The sequence below is a fragment of the Chryseobacterium oranimense genome, assembly GCF_900129755.1.
GTDB lineage: Bacteria > Bacteroidota > Bacteroidia > Flavobacteriales > Weeksellaceae > Chryseobacterium > Chryseobacterium oranimense.
On record NZ_FQWT01000003.1, the window covers coordinates 19,955 to 44,238 of the forward strand.

29 protein-coding genes are annotated in these 24,284 nt (G+C 35.9%); 9 read left to right on the plus strand and 20 right to left on the minus strand.

The features are described from left to right. Nucleotides 1-330: 330 nt before the first annotated feature. The 4 genes from BUB03_RS10560 (at nucleotide 331) to BUB03_RS10575 (ending at nucleotide 4,642) form a co-directional block, all read left to right on the plus strand. Entirely contained in the window at nucleotides 331-1,272 is a 942-nt protein-coding gene (locus tag BUB03_RS10560) for a type VI secretion system baseplate subunit TssG (RefSeq protein WP_073062814.1), read from the plus strand. A gap of 54 nt (nucleotides 1,273-1,326) precedes the next feature. After that, entirely contained in the window at nucleotides 1,327-2,229 is a 903-nt protein-coding gene (locus BUB03_RS10565) for a TssN family type VI secretion system protein (RefSeq protein WP_040995006.1), read from the plus strand. Between the two features lie 27 nt (nucleotides 2,230-2,256). After that, nucleotides 2,257-3,396 carry a hypothetical protein gene (locus tag BUB03_RS10570; protein WP_040995007.1) on the plus strand — a complete coding sequence of 380 codons (1,140 nt, stop codon included), beginning with the start codon at nucleotides 2,257-2,259 and terminating at the stop codon, nucleotides 3,394-3,396. A 70-nt stretch (nucleotides 3,397-3,466) separates the two neighbouring features. Further along, nucleotides 3,467-4,642 (plus strand): aminotransferase class V-fold PLP-dependent enzyme, encoded by a 1,176-nt coding sequence (locus BUB03_RS10575; RefSeq protein WP_073062821.1) that lies wholly within the window; start codon nucleotides 3,467-3,469, stop codon nucleotides 4,640-4,642. Nucleotides 4,643-4,694: 52 nt separating this feature from the next. On the opposite strand, the gene BUB03_RS10580 is transcribed toward BUB03_RS10575, so the two are convergent. Both BUB03_RS10580 and BUB03_RS10585 read right to left on the minus strand, forming a co-directional pair. Next, nucleotides 4,695-5,987 carry a DUF2268 domain-containing putative Zn-dependent protease gene (locus BUB03_RS10580; RefSeq protein ID WP_073062824.1) on the minus strand — a complete coding sequence of 431 codons (1,293 nt, stop codon included), beginning with the start codon at nucleotides 5,985-5,987 and terminating at the stop codon, nucleotides 4,695-4,697. Nucleotides 5,988-6,073: 86 nt separating this feature from the next. Continuing rightward, complete coding sequence (locus BUB03_RS10585) at nucleotides 6,074-6,727, minus strand: metal-dependent transcriptional regulator (RefSeq protein ID WP_040995012.1); 654 nt, start codon at nucleotides 6,725-6,727, stop codon at nucleotides 6,074-6,076. 85 nt (nucleotides 6,728-6,812) lie between these two features. Between BUB03_RS10585 and BUB03_RS10590 the strand changes: the two genes are divergently transcribed. Continuing rightward, nucleotides 6,813-7,844, plus strand: a complete 1,032-nt coding sequence (locus BUB03_RS10590) for a threonine aldolase family protein (protein ID WP_073062826.1) — start codon at nucleotides 6,813-6,815, stop codon at nucleotides 7,842-7,844. Nucleotides 7,845-7,892: 48 nt separating this feature from the next. Here BUB03_RS10590 and BUB03_RS10595 read toward each other — a convergent pair whose 3' ends face one another. From BUB03_RS10595 to BUB03_RS10630, 8 genes are all read right to left on the minus strand, one after another. Then, nucleotides 7,893-8,393, minus strand: coding sequence for a hypothetical protein (locus BUB03_RS10595; protein WP_040995016.1), 501 nt, complete (start codon nucleotides 8,391-8,393; stop codon nucleotides 7,893-7,895). A gap of 287 nt (nucleotides 8,394-8,680) precedes the next feature. Then, nucleotides 8,681-9,238, minus strand: coding sequence for a DUF4256 domain-containing protein (locus BUB03_RS10600; RefSeq protein ID WP_073062827.1), 558 nt, complete (start codon nucleotides 9,236-9,238; stop codon nucleotides 8,681-8,683). A 52-nt stretch (nucleotides 9,239-9,290) separates the two neighbouring features. Then, the gene (locus BUB03_RS10605; RefSeq protein WP_073062829.1) at nucleotides 9,291-9,692 is read right to left on the minus strand and encodes a DoxX family protein; all 402 of its coding nucleotides are present in this window, start codon (nucleotides 9,690-9,692) and stop codon (nucleotides 9,291-9,293) included. 19 nt (nucleotides 9,693-9,711) lie between these two features. Then, nucleotides 9,712-10,290: a YdeI/OmpD-associated family protein gene (locus BUB03_RS10610; protein WP_073062831.1), complete on the minus strand. Its 579-nt coding sequence runs from the start codon at nucleotides 10,288-10,290 to the stop codon at nucleotides 9,712-9,714. A 142-nt stretch (nucleotides 10,291-10,432) separates the two neighbouring features. Then, the gene (locus BUB03_RS10615; protein WP_073062833.1) at nucleotides 10,433-10,900 is read right to left on the minus strand and encodes an SRPBCC domain-containing protein; all 468 of its coding nucleotides are present in this window, start codon (nucleotides 10,898-10,900) and stop codon (nucleotides 10,433-10,435) included. A 179-nt stretch (nucleotides 10,901-11,079) separates the two neighbouring features. Further along, a complete protein-coding gene (locus BUB03_RS10620; RefSeq protein WP_040995027.1) occupies nucleotides 11,080-11,406 on the minus strand; it encodes an ArsR/SmtB family transcription factor in 327 nt (108 codons plus the stop codon). A 92-nt stretch (nucleotides 11,407-11,498) separates the two neighbouring features. Next, complete coding sequence (locus tag BUB03_RS10625) at nucleotides 11,499-12,467, minus strand: lysozyme inhibitor LprI family protein (protein ID WP_073062837.1); 969 nt, start codon at nucleotides 12,465-12,467, stop codon at nucleotides 11,499-11,501. Between the two features lie 24 nt (nucleotides 12,468-12,491). Beyond that, entirely contained in the window at nucleotides 12,492-12,902 is a 411-nt protein-coding gene (locus BUB03_RS10630; RefSeq protein ID WP_073062838.1) for a helix-turn-helix transcriptional regulator, read from the minus strand. Nucleotides 12,903-13,053: 151 nt separating this feature from the next. On the opposite strand from BUB03_RS10630, the gene BUB03_RS10640 reads away from it, so the two are divergent. Continuing rightward, on the plus strand, nucleotides 13,054-13,269 hold the full coding sequence (locus BUB03_RS10640) for a SymE family type I addiction module toxin (RefSeq protein ID WP_073062842.1): 216 nt from the start codon (nucleotides 13,054-13,056) through the stop codon (nucleotides 13,267-13,269). 387 nt (nucleotides 13,270-13,656) lie between these two features. On the opposite strand, the gene BUB03_RS10650 is transcribed toward BUB03_RS10640, so the two are convergent. The 3 genes from BUB03_RS10650 to BUB03_RS10660 all read right to left on the minus strand — a co-directional run bounded on the left by BUB03_RS10650 (nucleotide 13,657) and on the right by BUB03_RS10660 (nucleotide 16,269). Next, nucleotides 13,657-14,082: a transposase gene (locus BUB03_RS10650; RefSeq protein ID WP_073062846.1), complete on the minus strand. Its 426-nt coding sequence runs from the start codon at nucleotides 14,080-14,082 to the stop codon at nucleotides 13,657-13,659. 171 nt (nucleotides 14,083-14,253) lie between these two features. Beyond that, a complete protein-coding gene (locus BUB03_RS10655; RefSeq protein WP_073062848.1) occupies nucleotides 14,254-15,522 on the minus strand; it encodes a hypothetical protein in 1,269 nt (422 codons plus the stop codon). A gap of 87 nt (nucleotides 15,523-15,609) precedes the next feature. Beyond that, nucleotides 15,610-16,269: a hypothetical protein gene (locus BUB03_RS10660; protein ID WP_073062850.1), complete on the minus strand. Its 660-nt coding sequence runs from the start codon at nucleotides 16,267-16,269 to the stop codon at nucleotides 15,610-15,612. Between the two features lie 209 nt (nucleotides 16,270-16,478). Here BUB03_RS10660 and BUB03_RS10665 point away from each other — a divergent pair, with 209 nt between their 5' ends. Continuing rightward, nucleotides 16,479-17,456 carry a helix-turn-helix domain-containing protein gene (locus tag BUB03_RS10665; protein WP_073062852.1) on the plus strand — a complete coding sequence of 326 codons (978 nt, stop codon included), beginning with the start codon at nucleotides 16,479-16,481 and terminating at the stop codon, nucleotides 17,454-17,456. A gap of 810 nt (nucleotides 17,457-18,266) precedes the next feature. Here the strand turns inward: BUB03_RS10665 and BUB03_RS10670 are convergent. The 6 genes from BUB03_RS10670 to BUB03_RS10695 all read right to left on the minus strand — a co-directional run bounded on the left by BUB03_RS10670 (nucleotide 18,267) and on the right by BUB03_RS10695 (nucleotide 21,692). Further along, nucleotides 18,267-19,004, minus strand: coding sequence for a hypothetical protein (locus tag BUB03_RS10670; protein WP_073062854.1), 738 nt, complete (start codon nucleotides 19,002-19,004; stop codon nucleotides 18,267-18,269). 42 nt (nucleotides 19,005-19,046) lie between these two features. Next, a complete protein-coding gene (locus BUB03_RS10675; protein WP_228417835.1) occupies nucleotides 19,047-19,796 on the minus strand; it encodes a DUF2625 domain-containing protein in 750 nt (249 codons plus the stop codon). A gap of 418 nt (nucleotides 19,797-20,214) precedes the next feature. Continuing rightward, a complete protein-coding gene (locus BUB03_RS10685) occupies nucleotides 20,215-20,697 on the minus strand; it encodes a hypothetical protein (RefSeq protein ID WP_073062859.1) in 483 nt (160 codons plus the stop codon). Then, nucleotides 20,694-21,155, minus strand: coding sequence for a hypothetical protein (locus BUB03_RS10690; RefSeq protein ID WP_073062861.1), 462 nt, complete (start codon nucleotides 21,153-21,155; stop codon nucleotides 20,694-20,696). Before BUB03_RS10690 ends, BUB03_RS10685 begins: the two co-directional genes overlap by 4 nt. 22 nt (nucleotides 21,156-21,177) lie before the next feature. Next, on the minus strand, nucleotides 21,178-21,354 hold the full coding sequence (locus tag BUB03_RS21875; protein ID WP_175547499.1) for a hypothetical protein: 177 nt from the start codon (nucleotides 21,352-21,354) through the stop codon (nucleotides 21,178-21,180). 14 nt (nucleotides 21,355-21,368) lie between these two features. After that, nucleotides 21,369-21,692, minus strand: a complete 324-nt coding sequence (locus BUB03_RS10695) for an import component protein (protein ID WP_040995051.1) — start codon at nucleotides 21,690-21,692, stop codon at nucleotides 21,369-21,371. Between the two features lie 240 nt (nucleotides 21,693-21,932). Here BUB03_RS10695 and BUB03_RS10700 point away from each other — a divergent pair, with 240 nt between their 5' ends. Then, nucleotides 21,933-23,240, plus strand: a complete 1,308-nt coding sequence (locus BUB03_RS10700) for a tetratricopeptide repeat protein (protein ID WP_083538901.1) — start codon at nucleotides 21,933-21,935, stop codon at nucleotides 23,238-23,240. Beyond that, complete coding sequence (locus tag BUB03_RS21565) at nucleotides 23,197-23,775, plus strand: helix-turn-helix transcriptional regulator (protein WP_139258817.1); 579 nt, start codon at nucleotides 23,197-23,199, stop codon at nucleotides 23,773-23,775. Before BUB03_RS10700 ends, BUB03_RS21565 begins: the two co-directional genes overlap by 44 nt. An 86-nt stretch (nucleotides 23,776-23,861) precedes the next feature. Here BUB03_RS21565 and BUB03_RS10705 read toward each other — a convergent pair whose 3' ends face one another. Next, entirely contained in the window at nucleotides 23,862-24,278 is a 417-nt protein-coding gene (locus BUB03_RS10705; protein WP_073062864.1) for an EamA family transporter, read from the minus strand. Nucleotides 24,279-24,284: the final 6 nt, after the last annotated feature.

Sequence of the window (24,284 nt, forward strand, 5' to 3'; positions counted from 1 at the left end):
GAACCTGTACCAATTATGATCAATTTCTTCCGCGGGATGTGTTAATAAAACTTAATCTAAATAAAGAAGCGACCGGAAAAAATTTTCAGATAGTACTTAAAATAAGTGAAAAAGTATCGTAATACTCTCCATATCAGATAATAAAATTCATTTGGTTTCAGGAATAAAACATCAGGGATGTAGCTGTTCACCGTATTTTTACGGAATTTGTCTCGGAATATTCCTTTTAATGTCAATAAATTAGTATTTTTAGAATAAAATTATAGCCAAATTATTTTTTCAAACTTATGAGATATATTATCTTTACAAGTCATAATCACAGCAAACACTATGTATGAGAATAATATTGTAGACATGCATTACAATAAACTGCAGACCGACTTCAAAGCTGAAGCCGTAGCGGTGAATCTTTTGAAATATCAGCGTGCGGTAAGCAATATATTTATAGAACGGATCGGCATCAATGACCGTGCTTATCTTAAGGACATCAAAAGTATTTCGAGCAGTTATTTGGGATTTGATGAGGAAGTATTCACTATAGAAACCTACAGAGAAGGAATCTACGATTACCTTCCCGAAGGGCTGTTTCATCCGCCGTCTCTTGGAGCTTCCAGAAAGAATGTAGATACGGTGGTCCGTGAGATCCGTAAGCAGAAAAGGATAGAGGAGGATGCAAGGAAATTTTTCCGTCCTTTTGAGCTGGAAGTATTTTTCACCGAAATCAGTTCCCTGCTTAAAGAATCTGAATTTGATATTTCAAGCGATACCGATACGCTTTTGGAGACTGTAAGCGAGCTCTGGCCTCTTATAAAAATGCTTGATAAGCAGAATGCTTATATTTTTATCTATATTTTGCCTTTTTTTCATCAGATCAGAGGTGATAAGAGATGGTTTGAAAGGTGTATGACAGCTTTTCTTCAGGTACCGGTAGAAGTTACTTTTGCCCCGAATATTATTGACAGGATAGAACGGAATGACGATTCCATGCTGTTGGGAAATTCAAAATTAGGCGTTACCTACATTCCCAGCGGAAAACATATGGATGGGCAGCGCAACTGGGTAGTGAACATAGGCCCGATTCCATATCAGGATATGAAAAAATACATTTCCGGAAGCCCTTTCAGAAAGGTGCTGCAGGCTTTATATGATTATTTTCTCCCGGTAACGGTAGACGTGGAAGAAAATTTTATTACGGAAAAAGAAGAATACTCGTTCAGCCTGGAGGACGATGAAAGAAATGCCAGCCGTCTCGGATACTCGACATTTCTCTAAAATAATTTATTATATTTACAACTACCAACAAAGTATAAATTTGAAAAGAAACTAATGGAAATTTCTTCAGTAAAAGGTATTTTTTTAAGGTATATTTTAATGCCTTTAATCGCAGTGATCATGATGTTTATTCTGGGGATTATCAGAAGAAACAAACCTGCTATAAAAATTAAAGTAATTATTATATACGTTCTTCTTTGCAGTTTATGTCTGGCTTTACCGGGGATCTTTGGTTTTTCAAAAAACCTTTTTAATCCTTACTGGTATCTTATTGCACAGGTGATTTATCTTATTTTTGGTATTATTCATGTGAATCTCCTGCACAGGTATTTCAGAAAGCATATTGATTCTGTGGGAATGAGCATCTTGTTCGAATCTATTCTTTCATTAACGTGTATTGCTTTTGGAGGATATTTATTTACCCTGATCTTTAACTGGATCAGCAAAGGGCAGGGATACGCGGTAATGGCTGCTACAAGCATGGTTATCTTCCTAGTTCCGATGGTTTTTTATTATTGCTATGTTCAGTTTATCAGCATTCCTTTTGATATTTACAAAACCTGGAGATATTCCCCGGACCAGAAGCTTCCGGATTTTGAAGGGGCAGATTTTGACAGATTGATGGTATTGAATGTAGAATTAAGCAAGAACCTTGAAGATGCCAACAGATTCAGGATCAAAGCCAAAACACTTCCGACCGGGGTTACCTTTGGAGACTGGTTTTACAGAGTAGTAGACGATTACAACCACAAAAACCCGAACTCTATCATTCACCTTTCGGATGTAGAAAAAGAACCTTATTACTGGATTTTTTACACCAAAAAATCGTTTTTCAGTTTTAGAAAGTATATTGATTTCGACCAGGATATCTCTTCAAACAATATTTCAGAAAATGAAGTGGTGATCTGCAAAAGAGTTATCCAGCATGAGGAAGAAGGAGTATTGAAAAAATCATAATCACAGAAAATTTAAAAAGTATTAACTATGATACAGCCTATTAAGCATTTCGCGATCAACTGGGTAGACGGGATGAAAGTTTCCCAAAGACACCTTAATGATCAGGATAATTTTTTAATTGACACAATCAGAGATTCCAGTTCACTGGGGATCACTACATATAATTACGGGCTTTTGCCTATTTCCAACGAGTTTACGGACAAAACAATCTTTGATGTTCATAATACCGCTACGAATGATGTACAGCTTGTCATCAAAAGATGCAGCGCCATTACCATGGCGGGTTACCGTATAGATTTAAGCGACAGGAGAGTCAGTGTAAAATCCCTGGCAAAATCTATGAACGAAGAACAGGCAGACGGTGAATACTATATCCTGATCTCTGTAAATCCTTTTGATAAAGTACCTTTTGGGGATATAGACCCTGAAGAAATCCCACCGCGCCATCCCAATACACAGCCTAACCACCATATTGAGCTTCTTCCGGTGACTTCCCTGAACAGCAGCTATTCCGGAGGAAACTATCTTATTATAGGGAAAGTGGATTTGAAAGCAAATATTGCCCAGGTGGATTCCAATTTTATTCCGCCGTGTACCTCTATCCAAAGCCATCCTGCTTTACTGGATTACTACAGCAGTTATGCAAAGTCTATTGGAAATCTGCAGCAGTATGCATTTAAAATCATTCAGAAAGCGTCCCATAAAAACCAGAATACGGCATTGGCACAAAACGTTAAGTTTTTGTGTACTACTATGGTAAATACATTCGGGGACATGTATTTCCAGTTCAGAAATATCATTCCATGGCAGCCGCCGGTATTTTTAATCGAGTCATTTGCCAAGCTGGCTCTTCATCTTTACAATTCCACTCAACTCCTGGTCCCTGCAGAGCTGGAAGAAATGCTGAATTATAGCCTGGAATGGAGTGAAATTGCTCCACACACTTTATTGAATCAGCTTTCTATTGTAGCGGAAACCAATTATGACCACCATAACTGTGGAGAACCGTTATTGTATATCCAACAAATGCTGCGTAGCTTAGAAATTATTTTCTCTAAACTAAGCGAGCTGGATTATATTGGTCAGAGAAAAGAAAACATTATTGTTAACGAGCAGGAAGTATCTTCCAATACCAATCCGAAAAGAGGTTGGAGCGTTTTAGATTAATAAAATTTAAAAAAGATATAATCCCGGATTTAAAATTTCGGGATTTTTTATGCATAAATATCAATTCCATATGTATAAAATAGACTTAGATACAATCAGAAAGGAGACAGACGGCTGTACGGATAAAATATTTTTAAACAGTGCAGGAGGATCATTAATACCAAAGATCGTTGCTGAAACAATGAAAGAACATATCGTGCTGGAACAACAGCATGGTGCTTATGAATCTGCTGGCAGGAAGTCGGAGCATCTCAATCAGTTTTACGCTGAAGCAGCTCAACTGATTAATACCCAACCGGATAACATTGCTTTTACAGTAAGTTCTACCGATGCTTATGCAAAGGCTTTATCCAGTATTGAATTCAGAGAGGGAGATGTAATCATTACTACCAATGATGATTATGTTTCGAATCAGATGGCTTTCTTTTCACTACAGAAAAAGAGAGGAGTGAAGCTGATCAGGGTAAAAAATCTTTCCGATCATGAATTGGATTTGGAAGATCTTGAAAATCTGATTAAAAAATATAATCCGAAACTTGTGGCAGTTACCCATATTCCAACCAATTCAGGACTGATCCAGAATGTGGAAGGAGTGGGGAAAATCTGCCGTCAATATGATGTTTTGTACCTTGTTGATGCCTGTCAGTCTGTGGGGCAGCTTGTTGTAGATGTTGAAAAAATAGGGTGTGATTTCCTTACTGCTACAGGCCGGAAATTTGTACGCGGGCCAAGGGGAACAGGTTTTTTATATGTTTCAGACAGGGTTTTGGAACAAAATATGGCGCCTGTGTTTCTGGATATGAATGGGGCACAGTGGACAGATTTTGATGATTACACTCTCCTTAAGACTGCAAAAAGGTTTGAGCTTTGGGAAACTTCCGTCAGTTCATTTTTAGGATTGACAGAGGCTTTGCATTATGCCAATGGAATCGGGTTGCAGAATATTGAGAATTATAATAAAAAACTGGCGGAAACCTTAAGAACCGGTCTGCAAAATAATGGTTTAAGGATACTGGACCAAGGAAAGAATTTGGGCAGTATTGTAACTTTTGTTGCTCAGGACGGAAGTATTGAAAATATTTACAGAATACTGAAAAAGAATGAGGTATATTTTTCAGTAAGTAATAAAAGTAATGCCTTGATTGACTTTAGTCTGAAAGGTCTGGACAGGGCTATCCGTTTGTCACCACATTATTTCAATACTCCTCAGGAAATTGAGAAGGTTGTAAAAATGCTGAAATATTAGGTTCTGGTGGCTTCGGGAGCCTCAGCCACCAGCTGTGATTCTGTTGCAGGAGCTATTTCTTTTCAGTTTTAAATAACACTTTATATTCCTGCTCAGGAAAATGATAACCATCTTCAGATTTTGTTCCTCTGTCTGTAACGTAAAAGTCGTATTCAGTGTCGGGTTTTAAATCAACGGTTTCAAGGGTCAGGATTGTTTTTGTGTTGTCTAAACCTGCAATTTTTTTTAATGGAAAATGTTCTTTGCCGAATTTTGAAAAATTAATAGAAACGTTTTCATTCATTGGCTTTGAAAATACAATTTGGATCTGTTTTATTTTCGGATCTACGTTTTGGCTGTTATTTTCAAATTCGATAATCCGGACAATTTTTGGCTGATTGTTTTTATAGGCAGATTTTAATTCCCTGATATTAGTGTTGTCTTCAAAGAATTTTGATTTTTCCAAGAATTGAAAAACAGCCTCTTCACTGTTAAAATCCAATTCGATGATGTCTTTAATTGCCTCCTTCTTATTTTTTGCATTGTCGTAGTATTTTTTAGAAATGACATACCCTGCAAAATAGCCTAAATCAGGATTTTTACTTGTATTGCTGTTGTAAAACCAATTTCCGAAGTTACGGCTGAACATTTCATTTTTAAATGCAGCTTTTACCGTATCGTAATTTTTAAACCCATAATCGATATATTGTGAAGAGAACTTTTTGTTCATCGTTAATTCTGCAATAAGATCACAGGAACCTTCTTTTATGGCTTTGGACAATACGTTAATTTCACCGTCTTTTTGAAAGGTATGAGCAAATTCGTGAATAGTGATGTGCTCTAGTTGTGAACTATTGATATACAAAAACATTTTCTGAAGGTTTTCATTATCAAATTCCGAAACTATGGTATTTTTATCGCCTACAATTTTTTCAATTCCCAAAAACAGATCTTCATTATGGGTGGTTCCTCCTGATTTTAAAGCTCCGATAGTATAATAAATATTCCCATTTGAATTATTGGGATAAAGCACTTTCAGCTTTTTCAGAGCTTTGTTAATTGAACTGATTTTTTTACTGTCAATCGAAGTGTTTTTACGAATGGAATTCCAGAATTGAGGATATTTTTCAATGACGTTCAGATAATCGTCTTCATTAAACTGTTTGATTTCCATAAAATCCTTTAGTCCTTCCGTTTTTTTATTCAGAAAATAGGCTTCCAGAATTTCTTTTTTATTGTTTTCCGCTTTCCGGATATGGTCATAAGCGGTCCAAAAATTATCGATATCAGAAGTAAATATTTTTTGAGCTTTTGTAGTGTTGAAAAATGCCAGAATAATTACTGTTGGCAGAATATTTCTCATCATTAGTTATTAGTGTATATCAGGATTTTAATTTATGTATTGCAGCCATACATCATATGACTGAGGCGTCCGGAGAATTTTTAGTTTACTTATTTTTTCACCAAAATAATTTCCGTAGCTTTTCTGCTGAGAACTTCTTTGGTATTTCCGATTTCGATGGTCATGGATTTGTCGAATTCTTCAATTTTAATGACTTTGATCTTGGTATTCAGAAGCAGGTTTCTTTCATTCAAGTAGCTTAAAAAGCCATCATCTGAGAGGGTAACCGAAGCAAAAGTAACCGTTTCTCCCACTAGGCAGGCACTCAGTTTTTGCAGGTCCTGTGCAATGATGTTTCCATCTTTATCCGGGATAGGTTCTCCGTGTGGATCAAATTTAGGATGATCAAGGATTTCATCCATTTTGTCGAAAAATATCTGGGAATGAACGTGTTCCAGCTGTTCTGCAATTTCATGAACATTTTCCCAGCCGAAATTCATCTTTTTTACCAGGAACATCTCTGTCAGCCTGTGCTTACGAACTACCAGAGCAGCTTCGCGTTTCCCGGTTTCTGTAACCACCAGAGGTTTGTAGGTTTCATAGACCACCCATTTCTTTTCAGCGAATTTCTTCATCATGTTATTGACACTCGGCATTTTTACGTTCAGAAATTTGCTGAGTTCATTGATCGTCACTTTCCCTTCATTGTCAACTAAATGAAACAAAGCCTTCAGATAATTTTCTTCTGTTAATGTTGTTCTCAAAATGTTAGATGATTTTCATTACAAATCTAACAAAATATTATGTAAAACGGGGTCTTGTTAGTTTAACTTTTTTTAATTTTACTCTATGAAATTTTCTTTTAAAAACGATTATTCCGAGGGATGCCACCCGAATATTCTACAAGCACTTTTAAGCACAAATTTTGAACAGCAGGCCGGATATGGTGAAGACGATTATTCTCTTGAAGCAAAGAAGCTGATCAAAGAAAAAATAAAAAGTCCGGATTCTGAAGTTTTTCTGGTTTCCGGAGGTACGCAGGCTAACCTTATTGTGATTTCAGCCATTTTAAGGCCTTATCAATGTGTGATATCCGCCACACCGGGCCACATTCTGAACAATGAAACAGGAGCTATTGAAGCTACCGGGCATAAAGTTTTAAGCATTGAAACGGCAGACGGTAAGCTTAGGCCGGAAGATATTGTCCCGGTACTGGAAAACCACAGCAATATTCCGCATCAGGTAATGCCGAAGCTGGTGTATATATCAAATTCTACGGAGTTGGGTACGGTTTACCTGGCCAAAGAACTGGAAGAGCTTTCCAATTTCTGTCGTGAGAAAGGATTGTACCTGTTTATGGACGGAGCCAGATTAGGACATGGATTAACCTCCGAAATCAGTGATCTTACACTGGAAAAAGTAGCAGAGCTAACGGATGTTTTTTACCTGGGCGGAACGAAGAACGGAGCATTGATAGGAGAGGCCATTGTCATCAATAACGAGGATTTGCAGCAGGATTTTGCCTTTAATATCAAACAAAAAGGGGCATTACTGGCAAAAGGCCGTCTTTTGGGTATTCAGTTTATGGAGCTGATGAGGGATGACCTGTATTTTGACCTGGCAAAACATGCCAATATCCAGGCTATGAAGATTAAAAATGCCATGAAAGAAAGGGGAGTACAGTTTCTGGCTGATACTTATACCAACCAGATATTTCCTATTATATCCAACGAGCTTATTAAAATTCTATCTGAAAATTTTGAATTTTTTGTCTGGAAAAAGATTGATGAAAAATCATCAGCTATCCGTCTCATTACTTCCTGGAATACAGGGGATGAGCCGGTACAACGGTTTATAGAGATTATCGGGAGAGAACTTTAACAGAAAGTAATAAAAAAGGTGGCTGAGAATTTCGAAGCCACCTTTAAATTATTTTAAAGCCTTTGAAACTACTTTGCAGTCGGCAGGCTCCAGTTTTTGTCCGTCTTTATAGCTGATCTTTTTCTCATCAGCATATTTGGACTGTCCGTCTTCTTCCTTATGTTCCCCGATTCCTTCGGTCAAAATATTATCTTTCTGAATGAAATAAATATCTCTTTTACTTTTCGTTCCTTCGGATTGGAATTCATAGGTCAGTTTAAGGGTATCGCCGGATTTAAAACCTGTAAGATCTCCTTTAGAACTGTCTTTTTCACTGTTTTTATAAGCTAATTTTCCGGTAATGGTTCCCAGATTGTCATCAATAGATGCAAAAACGCTGTCTTTTCCGGTAACGCCCAGGTAGCAGAATGATTTTGGACCCAAAGTATCTACCACAGGCTCTGCTGCAGCTATTGTGTCGCTTTCTGTTTTCGGAGCCGGGGTTTCCGTTTTTTTATTACAGTTCATAAGAAAAACGGATAGCGAGCCCAGTAAGATTAATTTTTTCATACCCAAAGTTGTTAGATTAAATTCAAATTTCTGTGTACTAAATTAACAATAGTATTTCAATATGAAAGAATATGGAATATAAATAATCCGTTATATAAAAATATTGAAAAATTTTAATCCATTAGGGTTTTGATGAGTATTGCTTTTTTATCTCTCGCAGATGGGGTAGATTGAGCAGATGTTTGGGCTTAATTTTGGTGCTTTTTAACCGTTCATGTGAAAGAATTTATAGTGATTAAATGCTCAACTCAAAACCCGTACCTCGGAACCCGAACCATATTAACTGCTTAAACTTTCAGCATTCCCCGGAATCCTCTGGCCGCATAATAAGAATCTGCACCGTTATGATAGGTGAAAACCGTGTTGTAGCGGCGGTCGCAGAATAGGGCACCGCCCAGCTCTCTAATGTTTTCAGGTGTTTTGATCCAGCTTGACGTTTTCAGGTCAAATTTACCAAGTTCTTGAAGGTAGCGGTATTGTTCTTCCGATACTATTTCAATACCCATTTCGGCGGCCTTGTCAATAGCGTTGCTTTCAGGTTTATTGGCTTTCCGGGATTCCCAGGCCTGATAATCGTAGCAAAGGCTTCTGCGTTTCGGGCTTTCCGGGGAGCAGTCGACAAAGATATATTCGTCTGTTTTTTTATCATAGTTTACCACATCCGGTTCGCCTTCGGTTTCTTCCATTTCATTCAGTGACCATAGTTTTTCCGGATTGGCTTCCAGTTTCGCCTGAATCTTTTTCCAGTCTAAGCCTTTATGGCGGTTCATATTTTTCTCGAAACGGGTTTTTAAAACTTTTAAAAGTTCTGTACTTTGTTCTGCTGAAAGTTTCCTTTTGCTCATATCAGTTATTTTTAGGTGTTTCTGTCTTTTAAAGTTAAAGTTTCTGCAACTATTAATGGCTGTTAACAGAAATTTTCCTGTCAGCAGGCCTGAAATACCATGAAATTATTACCAGAACCAATAATAGAAGGGCCGGAAAGGTTCTTCCAAAAGTGTCGCCAATGATAAGGTGAGATATTAATGCGCCGGACATGACAAAGAAAAATCCTGCATAGGCCCATTCTTTCAGTAATGGAAATTTTGGAATAAGAACTGCTACAACGCCAAGGATTTTCCATACTCCGATAATGGTCATCAGGTAAGCAGGGTAGCCTAAATTGGTGAAATTGGCGAGTTCGTCCTTATTTTTCATGAGCTGTACAATGGCTGTAGATACCATTCCGAGGGCCATCCATAAGGTGAAGATCCAGTAAATAATCCTGTTTCTTTTCTGTGATTTGTTTTGTGTTTCCATATTGTATCGTTTTTAGTTGTTAGTCGTTTAATCCTTTTCCTTCAAAAATCTGCGGAATGCATTTATCGATGCGGGCTTCCCGCGTTTTAGACTGTTTGGCAGATGAAAAATGGAGCAGGTAAGCTCTTTGCCTTCCGGGAGTGAGTGCTTCAAAAGCTTCTTTTAATACCGGATCGTGATCGAGCCTGGTTTGAAATTCTTCAACCATTTCAAATTCTTTTGTTTTCTTCATTTCAACCTTAGCTCCTGATTCCTCAATTTCAACGGCTTCAAACATATAAGACCGGAGAATGTCTTCCAGATCATTAATTTGCTGTATATCTGTAAAGCGGACCTGCCTCGCTGCCTGTACGTTTTTGGACTGCTGAATGAGGATATGATCCGGGTCTTTCATCAGAGCACCTTTAAAGAACAGAAGGGCACAATATTCTTTAAAACCGTGGATCAGGAAAATGTTTTTTCCTTCGTAGGTATAGCAAGGGCATCCCCATTTCAGGTCTTCTGTAAGCTCTGTACTCAGGGCAATTGCTCTTAGTTTTTCAAATGCTGCCTGCCATTGGCCGGGTTCGTTGAAGAAGAAATCTGTTTTTGGATTCATGGTGGTGATTGTTTGGTTATCGTGATGCGTGGTGCGGGATTCGGGTTTGAGAGTATTAGAGTATTAGAGTATTAGAGTGGGAGAGTTGCGGGATAAATTAGATTTATGACCAAATTACCTACTACCTGCAACCTGTAATCTGCTACCTTTTACTACCTAATAGCTCCTGTAAACGGTTATGCGCCATATTGATTCCCTGTGCGAATGGCATTTTCAGGTGCTGGTCTCTGAAGTCTACCGATTTGTAAATGGTCTGGATGGTAATTTTGCTGGTGCTGTCCGTAAGCTTTTCAAATTCCAGAAACTCGATCTGAACGGGGAAAGGTGTGTTTTCCATCTGGAAGGTCCGTATAATTTTCTCATCCTGAACAATGTCATGAATGGTTCCATTGGCACTGAAAACCACATCACCCTGCGGGTTTAAGGTTTCGAAACGGTAACTTCCGTGTTGTTTGTTTTCAAATTTTGTTACCTTGGTTCCCATCCATTGTTCGAAAAGTTCAGCTTCTGTGTAAGCCTTGAAAAGCAAATCTACCGGAAGATCAAATTCCCGGGTGATGAATATTTCCTGTTTGCCGTCTTCGGCGTGAATTTTTGTTTTGAGTTCCATGTTTTGGTGTTTTAGAGTGTTAGAGTGGGAGAGTTTGAGGGTTTGATGCGTGATGCGTGTTACGCGTTTCGGGGTAAGAGGTTCGGGTTATTTTGTGGGTGAGGATTTTGAGATTTTAAACTGCCATTCATTGAGCATCCCTGAACCCCACCACGAATCTCGATAACCCGTATCCCGGATCACGAATTTTTGTTCTGATAGGCTTTCATTACACTTTCCAGCTTATTGAATTTTTCGTCCCACATTTGGCGGAAAGGTTCTATAAAATCGGCTATTTCTTTCATTTTATTGGGATTGAGGTGGTAAATAATTTCACGGCCGTTTTGTTCAGATCTCAGCAGTTCGCATTCTGTGAGGATCTGAAGATGTTTGGAAACGGTAGGTCTTGCGGTATCGAAATTGGAAGCAATAGCCCCGGCGGTCATGGATTGTGCGGCCACCAGCATCAGGATCGATCTTCTGGTAGGGTCTGCTATAGCCTGAAATACATCTCTTCTTAAATTCATTGTGTAGTTATTTGACTACAAATTTAAATGAAGTTATTTGACTACGCAAATTTTTTTTAAGGTTTTTAAATGAATAACAATAAAAGTGATTTTTATTGCTTCTTAGTAAGTTGATTTAAAATCTCTTCCAATTCCAAAACTCTTTCTCGTTTCTTTTGCATTATATGTACGTATAGAATAATCTGCCCCTCTCTTCCAACATTATGCTGCAAATTATCAAAAGAAGTTAAAAGTTCGGAATAACTCTCATAATAAGAAAGCCATTGTTGTTGATTTTTTTCTAAAATACTTTTTTGAGGGTCATGGAGTTTTTCAATAAGTGAACTATAGATATTTTCCAATTCATTTTCCCATAATTCATTATGTTGTTTAATGTTTTCAATGAATTCTATGTTAGTGTTCCATTCTTTAGCCTCAAATGATTTATCAATCCAATGTTCGATTTGTTGATCTTCACTAGGGAAAATATATCCTCTTTTGATGATTTTGCTGCTTAGAGATTTTAGAATTTCTGGACCTATTTCTATAATCCAGCTTCCAGTTCTTACATCATATTCCACTCCGTGTGATGCTTGATTTAATGTATACAATATCTCTTTTAATACACGGCTCTCTTGAATAGAAAGTATATTTTTTTCTGATAATATTGTAATAATTTTAGAAATTGAAAAATTATTTGCTCCAATATTATATTTGTGTGCTATTTCTCGTAGCTTTTTTTCAATTTCAATCCTTAGGCTTATTAGAGCAAGGCTTTGATTTGTATTAGCAATTTCTATAAATTCATAATTTTCAGAAAGAATATTGCTGTTCTTTTCTTTATTTATTAAACCAACTTTTTCAGCTTCTTTTTCAATTTTTTCAAGATCATGAAATTCTAACTTTAGACCTCCAGGTAGTTCAACAGATTTAAATAATGGTTCCAGCCATGGGATAATAATTAAACAAAATAATATAACTGTAATCAAATCAATTTTGATAGTTGGAAATATTAAATGCCCTAGAAACAAAATAATAGCACACGCAGAAATTATTCCTTTAATATTTATTTTAGATTTCATTGGAAGGCATTATTATGTTTTTTATTATTTCTCAATCAACCTTTCCAGCTTCTCAATCATTTCCTTCTGCTGCTCCAGCATACGCTCATAAAGCTCAACCATTTTATCAATAGGATTAAACGTAGGCTGATAACTGTATAAGGAATTACCTGTAGCATTATCATTGTTATTGACAGTATTAGAAATAATATTCACCGCCTGCTCCTCATCAAAATTCTCAATCGCCTCAGTCGGAACTTTCAGGATTTTGGCAACCTGGGCCAGAATATCTGTTTCTACGGTTTCTTTTTGTTCAAGAAGGGAAATTTTCTTCTGGTTCCAGTCGTCACCCAGTTCCAGGGCAAGGGCTTCCTGTTTGATGCCCAGCATTTCGCGGAAACGTTTGATGTTTCGGCCCTGATGTATTTTTTTATTTTGCATATCTGTGTAAGTCATAATAACAAATATAAAGTTTTAGGAGAGAAAAATAAAGCTCAGAATAAAATAAATTATATCCTGAAATATCCTCAGTTTCGCATAAAATATCCTTTCAGAAACTGGTTTATACCGGCTGGTATCCTTTGGTTTGCAGAAAAAACAACAAATAATGAAAAAGAAGATCAGTTCTCCCAACAAATATAAGATTTTCCGCAGCCGGAATCTTAAGGTTTTCCGTAAATCCTTCGCACGGGCATACTACCATGAAGTTTTCTTTCCGGAAATCAGGATTGCCGGGAAATGGGTTCAGGATTGTGGTTTTGAGGCAGGGGACAGGGTAGCGGTGATTGTGTCCAAAAACCAGATTATTTTGAAAAAAGCGTAATTTTTTGGGTTGTTCTAGTTTACCAAAAACATTTTCTTCCATTTGGCAACGGTGTTCCGGCTTAGTTTGAAATGATTGGCCAATTGGATATTATTAAGCTTGTTTTTCTTCTGATACTCCAATATTTTCAGGATATCAGATCTGTGGTAAGAGCGATGCTTCTGATTAAAATTTTCGGTTTGTATGTCGGATGTTCCAAATATTATTGTGTTCAGTTTAATAATATTCAAAAACGATAGGTTTTCCATATTAAGTAATGCTTCACATTCTTTTCTTTTATGTGGAAATTTCTTGGTTAAAATATCAGAATAAATATTTTTATAATTAGGATGATTTTTCATGGATGTATGTCTTATTGTAAGATTGAGGATATGATATTTTACGGAATTAAATTTCTGTCTGTTCTGTATGTTTTATTAACCATTTGTAAAGTGTTGTTTTCGGAATTCCATATTTTTTTATTACATCTGTTTTAGTCATTTCTCCTGTACTGATCTGTTCCAGTATAAAATCAATAATTTCTTTGGTGTAGATATTTTTCCGGAACTGTGGAAGACTTGTTTTTCCTGCCTTGTATTTGGCAGTCGGAGGGGCATACAGAATGAGATGCTGGGAGTAAATTCGAAAGAAATCATATTCCAGCAGTTTGCACCATTTCAGCAGGGTTTCTGTATCAAGAATCTTTTGCTGGCACATTTGTTTGATCTCTTCTTCAGTACATTTCAAAAAATTACATATGCGTTGTGAATCTATCTCGCTTTCTTTCATTTTTTGTTCAATCATCTGTCCGATATGAATGCTTTTGAAATTCATTTTTGTGTTTTTAGATATTTTAGATTTACTTTCTTCTTAGTAATAAAACAGCTGTCAAGTTAGTTTGCAGTTTTGTGCTTTAAAGTAAAAGATGCCCCCACTGATTCTTTCCCATCATTTGTGCATTTTTAAGAGTAAAATGGGGGCATGCTGTTAATTATAATTAATCATTTAATTCGACATTCTTTGTGCTGTCATAAAGACCCGTCGGATGTTATTCGTAGCATTAGTATCGTTTAAGTTGTCTACAGATACATAAACTATTATTCGGTACCAAATTCCGTCTACAAGCAAATCTACTGTTTCGATCTCCTGGGAATCATCACTGGAGCTGGTAGCTAATACAGGAATTGAAGTACTGTTCATATTGTCTCCCCAGTTAAGATAAATTCCGTTATCAGTCTCCATATAACCTCCGGGAGCCAATAAAACATTCGAACGACGGTAGCGGTCTACACTCGATAATGCTGCATACCACACTTTAATATTGGAAGTAGAGATATTCACCAAACGAGGGTTGTAAGTAACTGCACCGGAATTGGCATTAGAACTATTGGTAAAGTTAAGATCCAATCTTACCTTTTGCCCTAAAATAGCATCATATGTACCGCCAATATAGGTGCTCAGTAATCCTACATAAGTTGCTGGTAATGTATAGGTAAAGAACTGATATTCTCCGGGAGCAAGTACTTTTCCCAGACCCACTGTAGCACTACAGCTTTGTCCTCCGATTGAAAGATTGAATGTTGTGGTATTCGGACTGGATACGGTTGGAGTCCCGGAGATTGTATAGTTTAAAGTACCGGATCCCTGCGCAAAATTGCCCTGCGGAAGTGTCGCGGTAAGTCCGTTTACAGGTCCTATAGTCTGCGCAGCATATATTCCCGCATTTCCTCCTGTATAAGGGATCGACATTGTTCCCTGATAAGGAACACCTGCAGTATAAGAAATCGGAAACAGAGTAGCATTTGCACAGTTCAAAGCGCCTATCGTACCCGGCTGTAAGGAACGTCCGTCTAAAGGTCTCCACTGGGTTCCGTCCCAATATACATATCCCGCGAAGGTAAAAGCAGCTTGGGTCCCAAGATTATATACCAATAAGCCAACTGCAGGATTCGGGATTGTAGCCGCATCGTTATATGCTGTTAAAGCTACTCTCGGACCTAAAAATCCTTTTTTACCTGTTGCGGCAAGCTGGCTGACATTCAGCTCCAGTAAAGCGGATGCGTCGGGAGCCGCACCGATACCTGTAGATCCTGATGCAGTTACAATAAAGTCATCAGCCATTTGTGTTGCTGTAGGAGCGCCTGTGGCTGCATTGTTTTTAGCGCCATCTATATTAAATATTCCTTGTGGATTTTGGGTATTAATGCCTACCTGAGACCAAGCTAAGGAAGAAATTGTCAAGGCTATTGCAGTGGTGTATATATTTTTTTTCATTTGTTTTTAATTTAAAATGGATTGAATAGCAGAATGCTATATTTTGTTGTAATTATTTTTGAACAGGCATGTTTGCCCGTAGCTTCTTTAACCAGAATTGTAGAACATATTTTTTAAAGGCGGAGGCCTGATGCTGAAGATTACTATATGGTAATAGGATACCATATTTGCATTGTACTTTGATAAGGTATCTTTTGAAGAAACAAAAGAATCAAGGCTGAAACGATTCGTGTCAATCAGCTGTTTATGATGATCATTATGTGTTGTTGAACAAATGCAGGCTTTATTATCTGAAGCTAAAAGAAACTGATTTTGGCCATTATTCCATGTAAAATAAAGGTTTATAGGTTTAACAGGCTCATTTTTACCTGGTTTAAGAGTTTTTTTATGCGATTTTTTAACAAAAACCTTTACTTTGTGATTATGAGTTTTATTTTCTGTTCCAATGAAAATATTCTGTGGATTATAGAGTGTGGTTTCTTCTGAAACAAACAGAATTTTGTCTGTTCTTGTTTCTCCGGACTTAATTGAAACAGGAGATGAATCTTTTGTAATACCATGCAACTGCTCTTCATTGAAAATATAATTTCCTTCTGATATAAAAATTAAAGCTGGCCCGTTTTTTTTATTACTTTTGCCACATTCGATTTGATTATGATTAAGTAAAGGATGCATACCATAAGCATACAGCGTCCCTGTGAGAACATACATTAAAATGCTTTTTGTTATGGTTGCAAAATTTTTCATCATTTGTATTTCGCAACAAAATTATACTCATAAATGCAGACTGGACCCCAAAAAGCTCTTAAGCATCAATGAAAAATCACTTTAAATTGAAGGTTGATAATTATCATTATTAATAAATTAAAAATATTATTAAACAAATGAAAATCAGTAATTTAAATGAGTTGTTAGTCATTTTTCATTGGTATTTAAGCTCAAATAACCCATAAGAAATGGATCATACGGTACTAAGAGAACAGGAGATCCTGAGGTTGAAAGAAGAGCTTTCCATAAGATATAATTATCTGATGGGGGGTATTTTATTATTGTTCACCTTCATATACTTTTTCATCGTAAAAGAAAAATTGTTCGGATATTATTGTCTGTCCGGGGCTATTGCTTTGCTAAGCCATGTATATTTATTAAATACTTTTTTTCCGTCACTTTCTCTGGAAAAAAGAGTGCGGGGTTATCTTATTGTTGCGCCCATTTATATTTATTTTATTATACTGTATTTCTGGAAATGTTCCATTTTTCAATTTTGCTGGCTGGTTCCTGTGCCGCTGGGTGCGTACATTTTTCTTGGTAAAAAAGAAGGTTCTTTTTTTTCAGTTTATACCTTGTTTATTGCAGTTGTAGCCATTTTTACCGGTGATATTGTACCAATTCATACTCGGATAAAGTCTTATGAAAATATTTTCAGGTATAATGACCTGCTTTCGTTCGGGTTTAATATTGTTATTGTTTATTTGCTCATTTATTATAAGGATAAAATAAGGGAGCAGGAACTTCTTTCGATTATAGAAAAAAGGAAACGGATCACGCTTCCAATTACAGTAGATGAAAAAGAAATGCCCTTTGCAAAACCACTATTTGAAAAAATTGAAAATGAGATCGTTGCCAACAAACATTTTACGAATCCGGAGTTTAATATTTCAATGTTATCTACCATTCTGAAAGTGAGTAATAACTATATTTCAAAATCAATCAGGCTACAGGGATATTCTAATTTCAGTACTTACATCAACTCTTATAGGATTGATTATGTAAAAAGCCTGATTTCAAAAAGCAATCTGGAAAAAGTAACCCTTATGTACATTTATACCGAAGCTGGATTTACTAATCAATCTACCTTCAATAAAGCTTTTAAACAATTTGTAGGCATGACTCCAAGTGAGTATATTCAAATACAAAACACTGAAAATAAGTAAACTGTTCTCATGAGGCATTCAAAAATTTAAATTAAAAAATTATTAATGACCTTAATATAAGGAGCAGGATTATCCAGCGTACAGAAAATGATACGGATTATATGGGTCAACAGCAGTAAAAAATAACAGCTCAGTTTTCTTTATACGCATATTTATACGGAAAGAAATATTATACGGGATTCTCAGCGTTTAGAAAATTGATGCTAAAATATAATTTTTGCCTGAAATTTTTCTACATTAAGATCTATGCTTCAATTTAACATAATATATGGAAGTGAAATTATAGTTCAACCAAGAGTGCGAAACAGATGAAATAAGTCCAAGCAAAACTTTTGGAAAAAGTAGTAAACCTTAAAGTTCAGTATCTCTATAAGAAGCAGGAAGTTTATGGAACTGATGATTTTTATGAATCCGATTTATAAATCCTTACAGTCAGGAAATTTCTGCCAAAAACCTGTGAACAGAATTTTTCTGATTATACAAGGTTTGTTTACATCGTTTAAAAAAATCAAAAAAGATATTTGAGAGCTAGCGACATATAACAAAACAAAAGTTCGGAAAACTGAAAAAGGCCCTGAATAGATCATAGATATGAAGAAAAGTTTGTAGAACGTATGAAGGAAATGCATTTTGGAAATATAGAGAATAAGCAGCTGTTTCGGTTGTAAGCTAGACATTATTATTTATCCTATAATTTATATTATGTTAAATTGAATATGTCTTCCAATTGTCAACATTCGTTAAATGCTTAATTTATATAAAGCTACACCCGTAATATTTCAAAGCCTTTTTATTGCCAGTTTTCCCACTCTAATTACTTTTTGCCCAAAACTTCCACCACTGTGATTTAGTTTTGGTTTCTGGAACAGAAATATTGGATTTCAAATCCTGAGAATCCTGTTTTACATTATCATCCGCTTTCTCAAAATGATCCATCTTAAAAGTGACGGGTGTAGAAATTGAGTCTTCTTCTGTACTGAAAATGAGTTCATATTTAGTAATCCCGCTGTCTTTTATTATCTGTTGGGCAATTTCATTTTCTGGAAGGGTTTCTTTTAACTGGAATACACATTCTGTCTTTTTATTTCTTGAAAATCCTTTGAAATTTTCTTTAATAAAATCGAGAACATATGGTGTATGTTTTTCGTGCATGGCTAAATACACTAAAAAAGACAATGCACTTCCTCCATCAATCTGATCATCACTATAAACTTTACTTGATGTATAATGCAGGTTTTCATTAGTGAATAATTTACCTATTGCTATGCATAGCTGAGAAGGCAATGGCAATGGCTCTTCATTGGTTGATAAAAAATTTTGACAATAAATAAAGATATCTGTCACCTGATTTAGGTCTTCATTTTTAAATCTTTCCCGTAATTTGTTTAGAATCTCTTTTGTGTTCGACCTGTCTGATTTTTCAATTATTTCAGCAGTTTTTAAAATTTCATCGTATAACTCTTTATTAATGTTTTTATTCGCATTCTCGTGTTGCTGCAATACTATTTTTTGAAATTCTTCTAAATGATTAATCTCATTGTCTTTCATGGTTCACTTTGTTTCTAAATTACTATTGTTTTCTAAGAGTTTTTATTTCTGCATATCAAATCCAAGTTGTTTTCTATATTCAAAAGTTAATCTGTAATTTTCTTCAATAGGAACTTCTTTTTTTGATACTTTATTTATATTCTTACCTTGCTCCGTCCATAAATAAGGAAAAAAGCTGAATACCTGGTCACTTTTGAGTTTTGCTACATCATTTTTCCAATTTTTCCATCTGTAATCTTTGTAAAATTCATCAAGATTATTGTTAAAGCAGAAATTCAGAAAGTCACTGTAAGTAAGGTCAAGAGGTTCATATTCCAGATTATCAGGTGCTAAATAATAAACTTTTCCTAAATCGCTACCGAGTCCACCTCCGTTAAGAATAAAAATACCTCCTATTGCATCGTCAGCAATTAAAAGATATGGAGTTGGCTGCCCATAATCATCAAATGTTTTTCCTCTGTTCCATTCTGGAAGTGACCTGCTTAACTTGCTACTACCTGAGCCAAGAATTCTTATCCATCCATGATCAACCAAAAGTCCGCCTGTCATGTATACAATGGCTCCCATTGGAGAATGGGTTGTCACTTGAGTTTTATATAAGGCATCCTTTGCTTTAATGGTGTCAACAGGTAAGATTTCTATTTTATTTTTAGCAGAGTTTATCCATCCTTTTACAATAGCCCAGCCTGGATCTTTATTATCTATTAATTCATCAATAGAGCGCATTTTTGTTTGTCCATAAGTTGTTAATGAGAATAAAGATAATATGATTATTGCCAAAACTTTTGTCATATCGGATCGTTTTTTTGAGTTTTATTTTTCATCAGAATTCAAAGCTCATCACCATTTAATGGTTCTGTTAATTCCCCAGGTTTCTACTTTCACTCCTTTTTCACATTTAGAAAAAAAAGCCAAAAATAAAATAATGATTACTATTATTGTGAAAATGCGTAGTCTTTTTTTTTCATAAAATAATTCCAATTATTTTTTGGAGACTTAAGATAATTAATTTTTCCAATTTTCTTTGCTCCAGATTGAAAAATTTAGCTATTTTAATACCAATGTAAAATTATTTATTCAAAAAATGTTTTTACAATCCTGACAAGCATTATTCCATGAACAAAAAAATAGATCATAGCCAGAATGCAAACCAACCTTCCACCCTACTCAAATTGTCTTTAAAACACAGCCAAAATAAATGTCTTCATGGTTATTGAATTTCTAATTGCTGAAGAATGATTGGGAGTACCTCTTCTTCAAATATAACAGCTGTTTTTTTCTTATTCAGAAAAGGACTGATCTGATAGGACTTACCATAGGGATTCTTTTTACTGGTAACCGCATAATAAGCCTTCCTGTTTAGTGTATTGGAAATAACAGCTGCTTCATTTTTCTGCACAATATTGCTTTTATAAATTTTCCCTATACAAAATACAATCTGAGCGTCTTTCCCAGGAGGAATAATAATCTGCTGCTGTACAACAGCAATTTTGTGAATCATAACAGGTACTCCTACACAAAGCCCCATAGCCAATGGCATTTGCCAGAAATCACCGGACCATACAAACAGGAAGATTCCCAGGATTAAAAATAACAATGCAGAAATAAGGGCAAGGGTGCTAGTTTTGTTATAAATCCGGTGTGGGGTAAGAACCAGATCGTTGCCCATCCGGTGCATCATGCGCTCTTTCATCTTAATTCCATTATTTTTTCTGTTTCCAGCAGCAGCTGTTCCATCTGTTTACTGTTCATAAAGTTTTGCCCTAAAAGAATATATTTTGGTTTACCATTTTTTTCAGTTAAAGCCGATGCGGATGAGATCAGCACCAGAACATAAATACTGTTGTTTATACTGAAATTCTGAATATCTGCAAATGCAATAGTCTGCTTTCCTGATAATAAGCTTGATTTTTGGATCAAAATCTTACTGTTCATATCTATATGCAAACTATTGAACATTCTATTGATAAACCCCAGTCCGAATGCAATGGTAATTACGGTTACGGCATATCCTTCAATGCCGGGCCATTTGATAAGAAATAATATCCCTATGGCAAACAGAATGGATGCCATCACAAGATACTGCAGTTTAAGGCCTGCCCTTTTGTATACTCTAGAACTTATTTCCTGATAATATTTATATTCATTCATCACTACTTATGTGTTGTATTATTTATCTGTTTCTGTTATATAATGACATACCTGTTATCAATAAAATGGCTGCAACAATGATCAGCGGCCATATGCCATAAGTAAACATCCATGAGGTTTTACCGGCCGGCCCTAGTTTCGTAATGAAAGCCAGAAGAGCACCTATAACGATAAAGAATATTCCGATTACTTTTTTCATTTTGATTTTTGTTCCTAATTGATAAAAGAAAATTTGTCTTCAAACATTTTCCCTATTAATGGTAATGGCTTCTTCACTTCATTAGCAGCATTGATGATACCGATGATCAGCAGGGCAATAAATACAAATCCTATAAGGCTTAAAAGAGATAAAGCAGGTACAATACTTATCAGAACACCTAATACGATATTAAACAGGACAGCTACAATAAGAAGTCCGAGTGATTGTTTCAGATGATATTTCAAAAGACTGTCTGCATTTTCTTTGCCCCCGAAATAAGCAATCAACCATCCGATAAGGGTAATGTAGGATACAATTGAAAGAGTTTTGTTGTTCATAATGTTAATGGATTTTAAAGTTAATATTCCGTAAAAATTGATAGAACAAAAATGCTTTCATCTCTTCCCTAATCCTATTATTTTGCAACTACAAAACTCTTACAATAGTGAAACACAGATACTACAAAGTGTCTACACGAAATCGTAACAAAATAGTTATCAGTGATTTAAAGAGTCAAGATGTCTTTAAATAATTTTTATTGTTTTTTCTTATGACTACAGATTTCTGTACATTTGAATATGAAAAAAATCCCTCTATTTCTCTTTTTCATCTTTTTTTCTATCTGTATAAAGGCACAACAAAACTATACCGATAGCTTACGCCAGATATTAGCATCCAATCCGGAACCTGAGCGGGCAATTGCTGTTCAGCAGCAATTGGCAGACTGGTACCGGGCTTCTGAACTCTATCCTGAAGCGATACAGATGGCCGAGCTTAGCCTGAAAAACAGCAAAAAAATCTCATCCGACAATCTAGGTACAGTAAAAGCCTATTGGATACTGTCAAACATTTATACCAATACAGAAAACTTTGACCGGTCCAAGGAATATATTGATAAAGCCTATTCTTCTGCGAAGAAACAGAACAATACTTTGGCACTCGCCTATGCCCAGTATGCTTCTGCCGTACTCAGCAGTACTCTTTTTGACCAAAAAGGGACATTAAAGTCTCTCAATCTTGCTCTTTCCAATATTCCAGATCAGGATAAGGAATCATTACTTACAGCCCGCATCTACTATTTTCTTTATGGATTATATACCGAATGGAATGATGAACAAAAGTCTCTGGAATATATCCATAAAGCATTGTTATTTGCTCAAAAATCTTCCAATAAAAATATGCTAGCCAATGTTTATTCTGCCATATCGGTGGTGTACACTTTCCGGTACGAAAAAACAAAACAGAAAAAGTACCTGGACAGTATCATGCAGCCGCTGGATAAAACCATTAATATGTTCCGCCGCTACCCGGGGCAAATCATGAATAATACCTATGCCAGTGCCCTGATCAATAAAGCAAGTTATTACCTGAAATATTATGATTCCAACAAACCAGATATCCAACAAAAGATACGTAACACTATAAAAGATGCATTGCAGGCAACACCATCAAGTAACGATGAGCTGATTGCCAGCGGCTACGGGATGCTCAGCGAACTAAGCATGATGGAAAATGATTTGCCGGCTGCAGAACATTATCTTGCAACAGCGTATGAGCAGATGTCGAAAAAGAAAAAGCCTTATTATCATACCCTTATCAATGTTCTCGGTTCTTTGGTGAAGCTTAGTACAAAGAAGGGAGATTATGAAAAAGCGTTTATGTACCAGCAAAAAATAACAGATTACAGTAATCTTCTTTTTGACGAACAATCGGCTGCCATTACCAAAAGGCTTGAAGCACAGTTTGAATTCGGCAAAAAAGAAAGAGAAATAAAAGCACTACAGGAAAAAGCAGACGACCAGAAAAAAAAGAAATATCTTTTGATAGCCTTAATCGCTATTGGTGGAATTGGTGCTGTTTTTATGTTCCGTTCTTATTTATTTTAATCTTAAATATTCTTTAGCAAGAGAAAAACAGCTTACTGCCGAAAAAAATGAAGCTGCCCTGCAGATAAAATATGAAAAGGAAGAACAGGCCCGCCTGAAAGCAGAACAGGAACTTCTGACTCTTCAGCAGCAAAAACTGCAGAATGAAGTAATGGCCAACCAGCTTCACCTGCAGCATAAAAATGATGTATTGCTGCAGCTTAAGGAAAAGCTTTCCAATCAGGAATCCGTAAATATACAGCAGATCATACGGGAAGAAACACTTACAGATAACGATTTCGAAAAGGCAAAATTCCATATCCAGGAAATGCATCCTGAATTTTTCAACAATCTGAATAAGCAGGCAAAACAAAAGCTGACAACCTTAGACCTCAAATACTGCGCTTATCTTTATCTTGGAATGGATACCAAAATGATCGCCAATTTACTAAATGTAGAACCCAAAAGTGTACGAATGACCAAATACCGGCTCAAACAGAAATTTGATCTGAATGCAGAAACTGATCTTGTGAACTATATTAAGGAAATAGGATAAAATATATTTTGAATCATTTACCCTGTTCCGTTTTAAAGCTGAAGGAAGAGCAGTATTTATCGATCGGCATCATCATTCACTTTGCTTTATTTCAGTGCAAATAAAATAGTTCCGCTGATAATCAGTAAAGCCCCGAGTATGGTTTTTAAAGTCAGCGTTTCTTTGAAAAATAATACCGCCAGAATGATTGCTATGGCCACACTCAGTTTATCTACAGCGGCAACCTGTGACACATTTCCGATCTGTAAAGCTTTAAAATAAAATAACCACGACAGCCCTGTTGCTACTCCCGATAAAACAAGAAAAATAATATTAATTCTCGATAATGAGCCAATTTCCTTTGCTTCACCCTTTACAAATACAATGCTCCAGACAATTACAAGAATGACTATTGTTCTGATTCCCGTTGCGAGATTGGAATTGATATTAGACACTCCCATTTTCGCAAAAATAGCTGTAAATGCCGCAAATAAAGCCGAAAGTAATGCATAATAGAACCACATATCCTT

Coding starts and splice junctions, on each gene's coding strand:
- BUB03_RS10700 (WP_083538901.1), top strand. CDS start 21,933: ATGAAAAAAATCCCTCTATTTCTCTTTTTCATCTTTTTTTCTATCTGT.
- BUB03_RS10580 (WP_073062824.1), bottom strand. CDS start 5,987: ATGATGAGAAATATTCTGCCAACAGTAATTATTCTGGCATTTTTCAAC.
- BUB03_RS10630 (WP_073062838.1), bottom strand. CDS start 12,902: ATGACTTACACAGATATGCAAAATAAAAAAATACATCAGGGCCGAAAC.
- BUB03_RS10620 (WP_040995027.1), bottom strand. CDS start 11,406: ATGAATTTAAGAAGAGATGTATTTCAGGCTATAGCAGACCCTACCAGA.
- BUB03_RS10665 (WP_073062852.1), top strand. CDS start 16,479: ATGGATCATACGGTACTAAGAGAACAGGAGATCCTGAGGTTGAAAGAA.
- BUB03_RS10690 (WP_073062861.1), bottom strand. CDS start 21,155: ATGAATGAATATAAATATTATCAGGAAATAAGTTCTAGAGTATACAAA.
- BUB03_RS10625 (WP_073062837.1), bottom strand. CDS start 12,467: ATGAAATCTAAAATAAATATTAAAGGAATAATTTCTGCGTGTGCTATT.
- BUB03_RS10685 (WP_073062859.1), bottom strand. CDS start 20,697: ATGAAAGAGCGCATGATGCACCGGATGGGCAACGATCTGGTTCTTACC.
- BUB03_RS10610 (WP_073062831.1), bottom strand. CDS start 10,290: ATGAATCCAAAAACAGATTTCTTCTTCAACGAACCCGGCCAATGGCAG.
- BUB03_RS10600 (WP_073062827.1), bottom strand. CDS start 9,238: ATGAGCAAAAGGAAACTTTCAGCAGAACAAAGTACAGAACTTTTAAAA.
- BUB03_RS10675 (WP_228417835.1), bottom strand. CDS start 19,796: ATGACAAAAGTTTTGGCAATAATCATATTATCTTTATTCTCATTAACA.
- BUB03_RS10695 (WP_040995051.1), bottom strand. CDS start 21,692: ATGAACAACAAAACTCTTTCAATTGTATCCTACATTACCCTTATCGGA.
- BUB03_RS10560 (WP_073062814.1), top strand. CDS start 331: ATGTATGAGAATAATATTGTAGACATGCATTACAATAAACTGCAGACC.
- BUB03_RS10705 (WP_073062864.1), bottom strand. CDS start 24,278: ATGTGGTTCTATTATGCATTACTTTCGGCTTTATTTGCGGCATTTACA.
- BUB03_RS10575 (WP_073062821.1), top strand. CDS start 3,467: ATGTATAAAATAGACTTAGATACAATCAGAAAGGAGACAGACGGCTGT.
- BUB03_RS21875 (WP_175547499.1), bottom strand. CDS start 21,354: ATGAAAAAAGTAATCGGAATATTCTTTATCGTTATAGGTGCTCTTCTG.
- BUB03_RS10615 (WP_073062833.1), bottom strand. CDS start 10,900: ATGGAACTCAAAACAAAAATTCACGCCGAAGACGGCAAACAGGAAATA.
- BUB03_RS10640 (WP_073062842.1), top strand. CDS start 13,054: ATGAAAAAGAAGATCAGTTCTCCCAACAAATATAAGATTTTCCGCAGC.
- BUB03_RS10565 (WP_040995006.1), top strand. CDS start 1,327: ATGGAAATTTCTTCAGTAAAAGGTATTTTTTTAAGGTATATTTTAATG.
- BUB03_RS10655 (WP_073062848.1), bottom strand. CDS start 15,522: ATGAAAAAAAATATATACACCACTGCAATAGCCTTGACAATTTCTTCC.
- BUB03_RS10605 (WP_073062829.1), bottom strand. CDS start 9,692: ATGGAAACACAAAACAAATCACAGAAAAGAAACAGGATTATTTACTGG.
- BUB03_RS10650 (WP_073062846.1), bottom strand. CDS start 14,082: ATGAATTTCAAAAGCATTCATATCGGACAGATGATTGAACAAAAAATG.
- BUB03_RS10595 (WP_040995016.1), bottom strand. CDS start 8,393: ATGAAAAAATTAATCTTACTGGGCTCGCTATCCGTTTTTCTTATGAAC.
- BUB03_RS10660 (WP_073062850.1), bottom strand. CDS start 16,269: ATGAAAAATTTTGCAACCATAACAAAAAGCATTTTAATGTATGTTCTC.
- BUB03_RS10670 (WP_073062854.1), bottom strand. CDS start 19,004: ATGAAAGACAATGAGATTAATCATTTAGAAGAATTTCAAAAAATAGTA.
- BUB03_RS10590 (WP_073062826.1), top strand. CDS start 6,813: ATGAAATTTTCTTTTAAAAACGATTATTCCGAGGGATGCCACCCGAAT.
- BUB03_RS10570 (WP_040995007.1), top strand. CDS start 2,257: ATGATACAGCCTATTAAGCATTTCGCGATCAACTGGGTAGACGGGATG.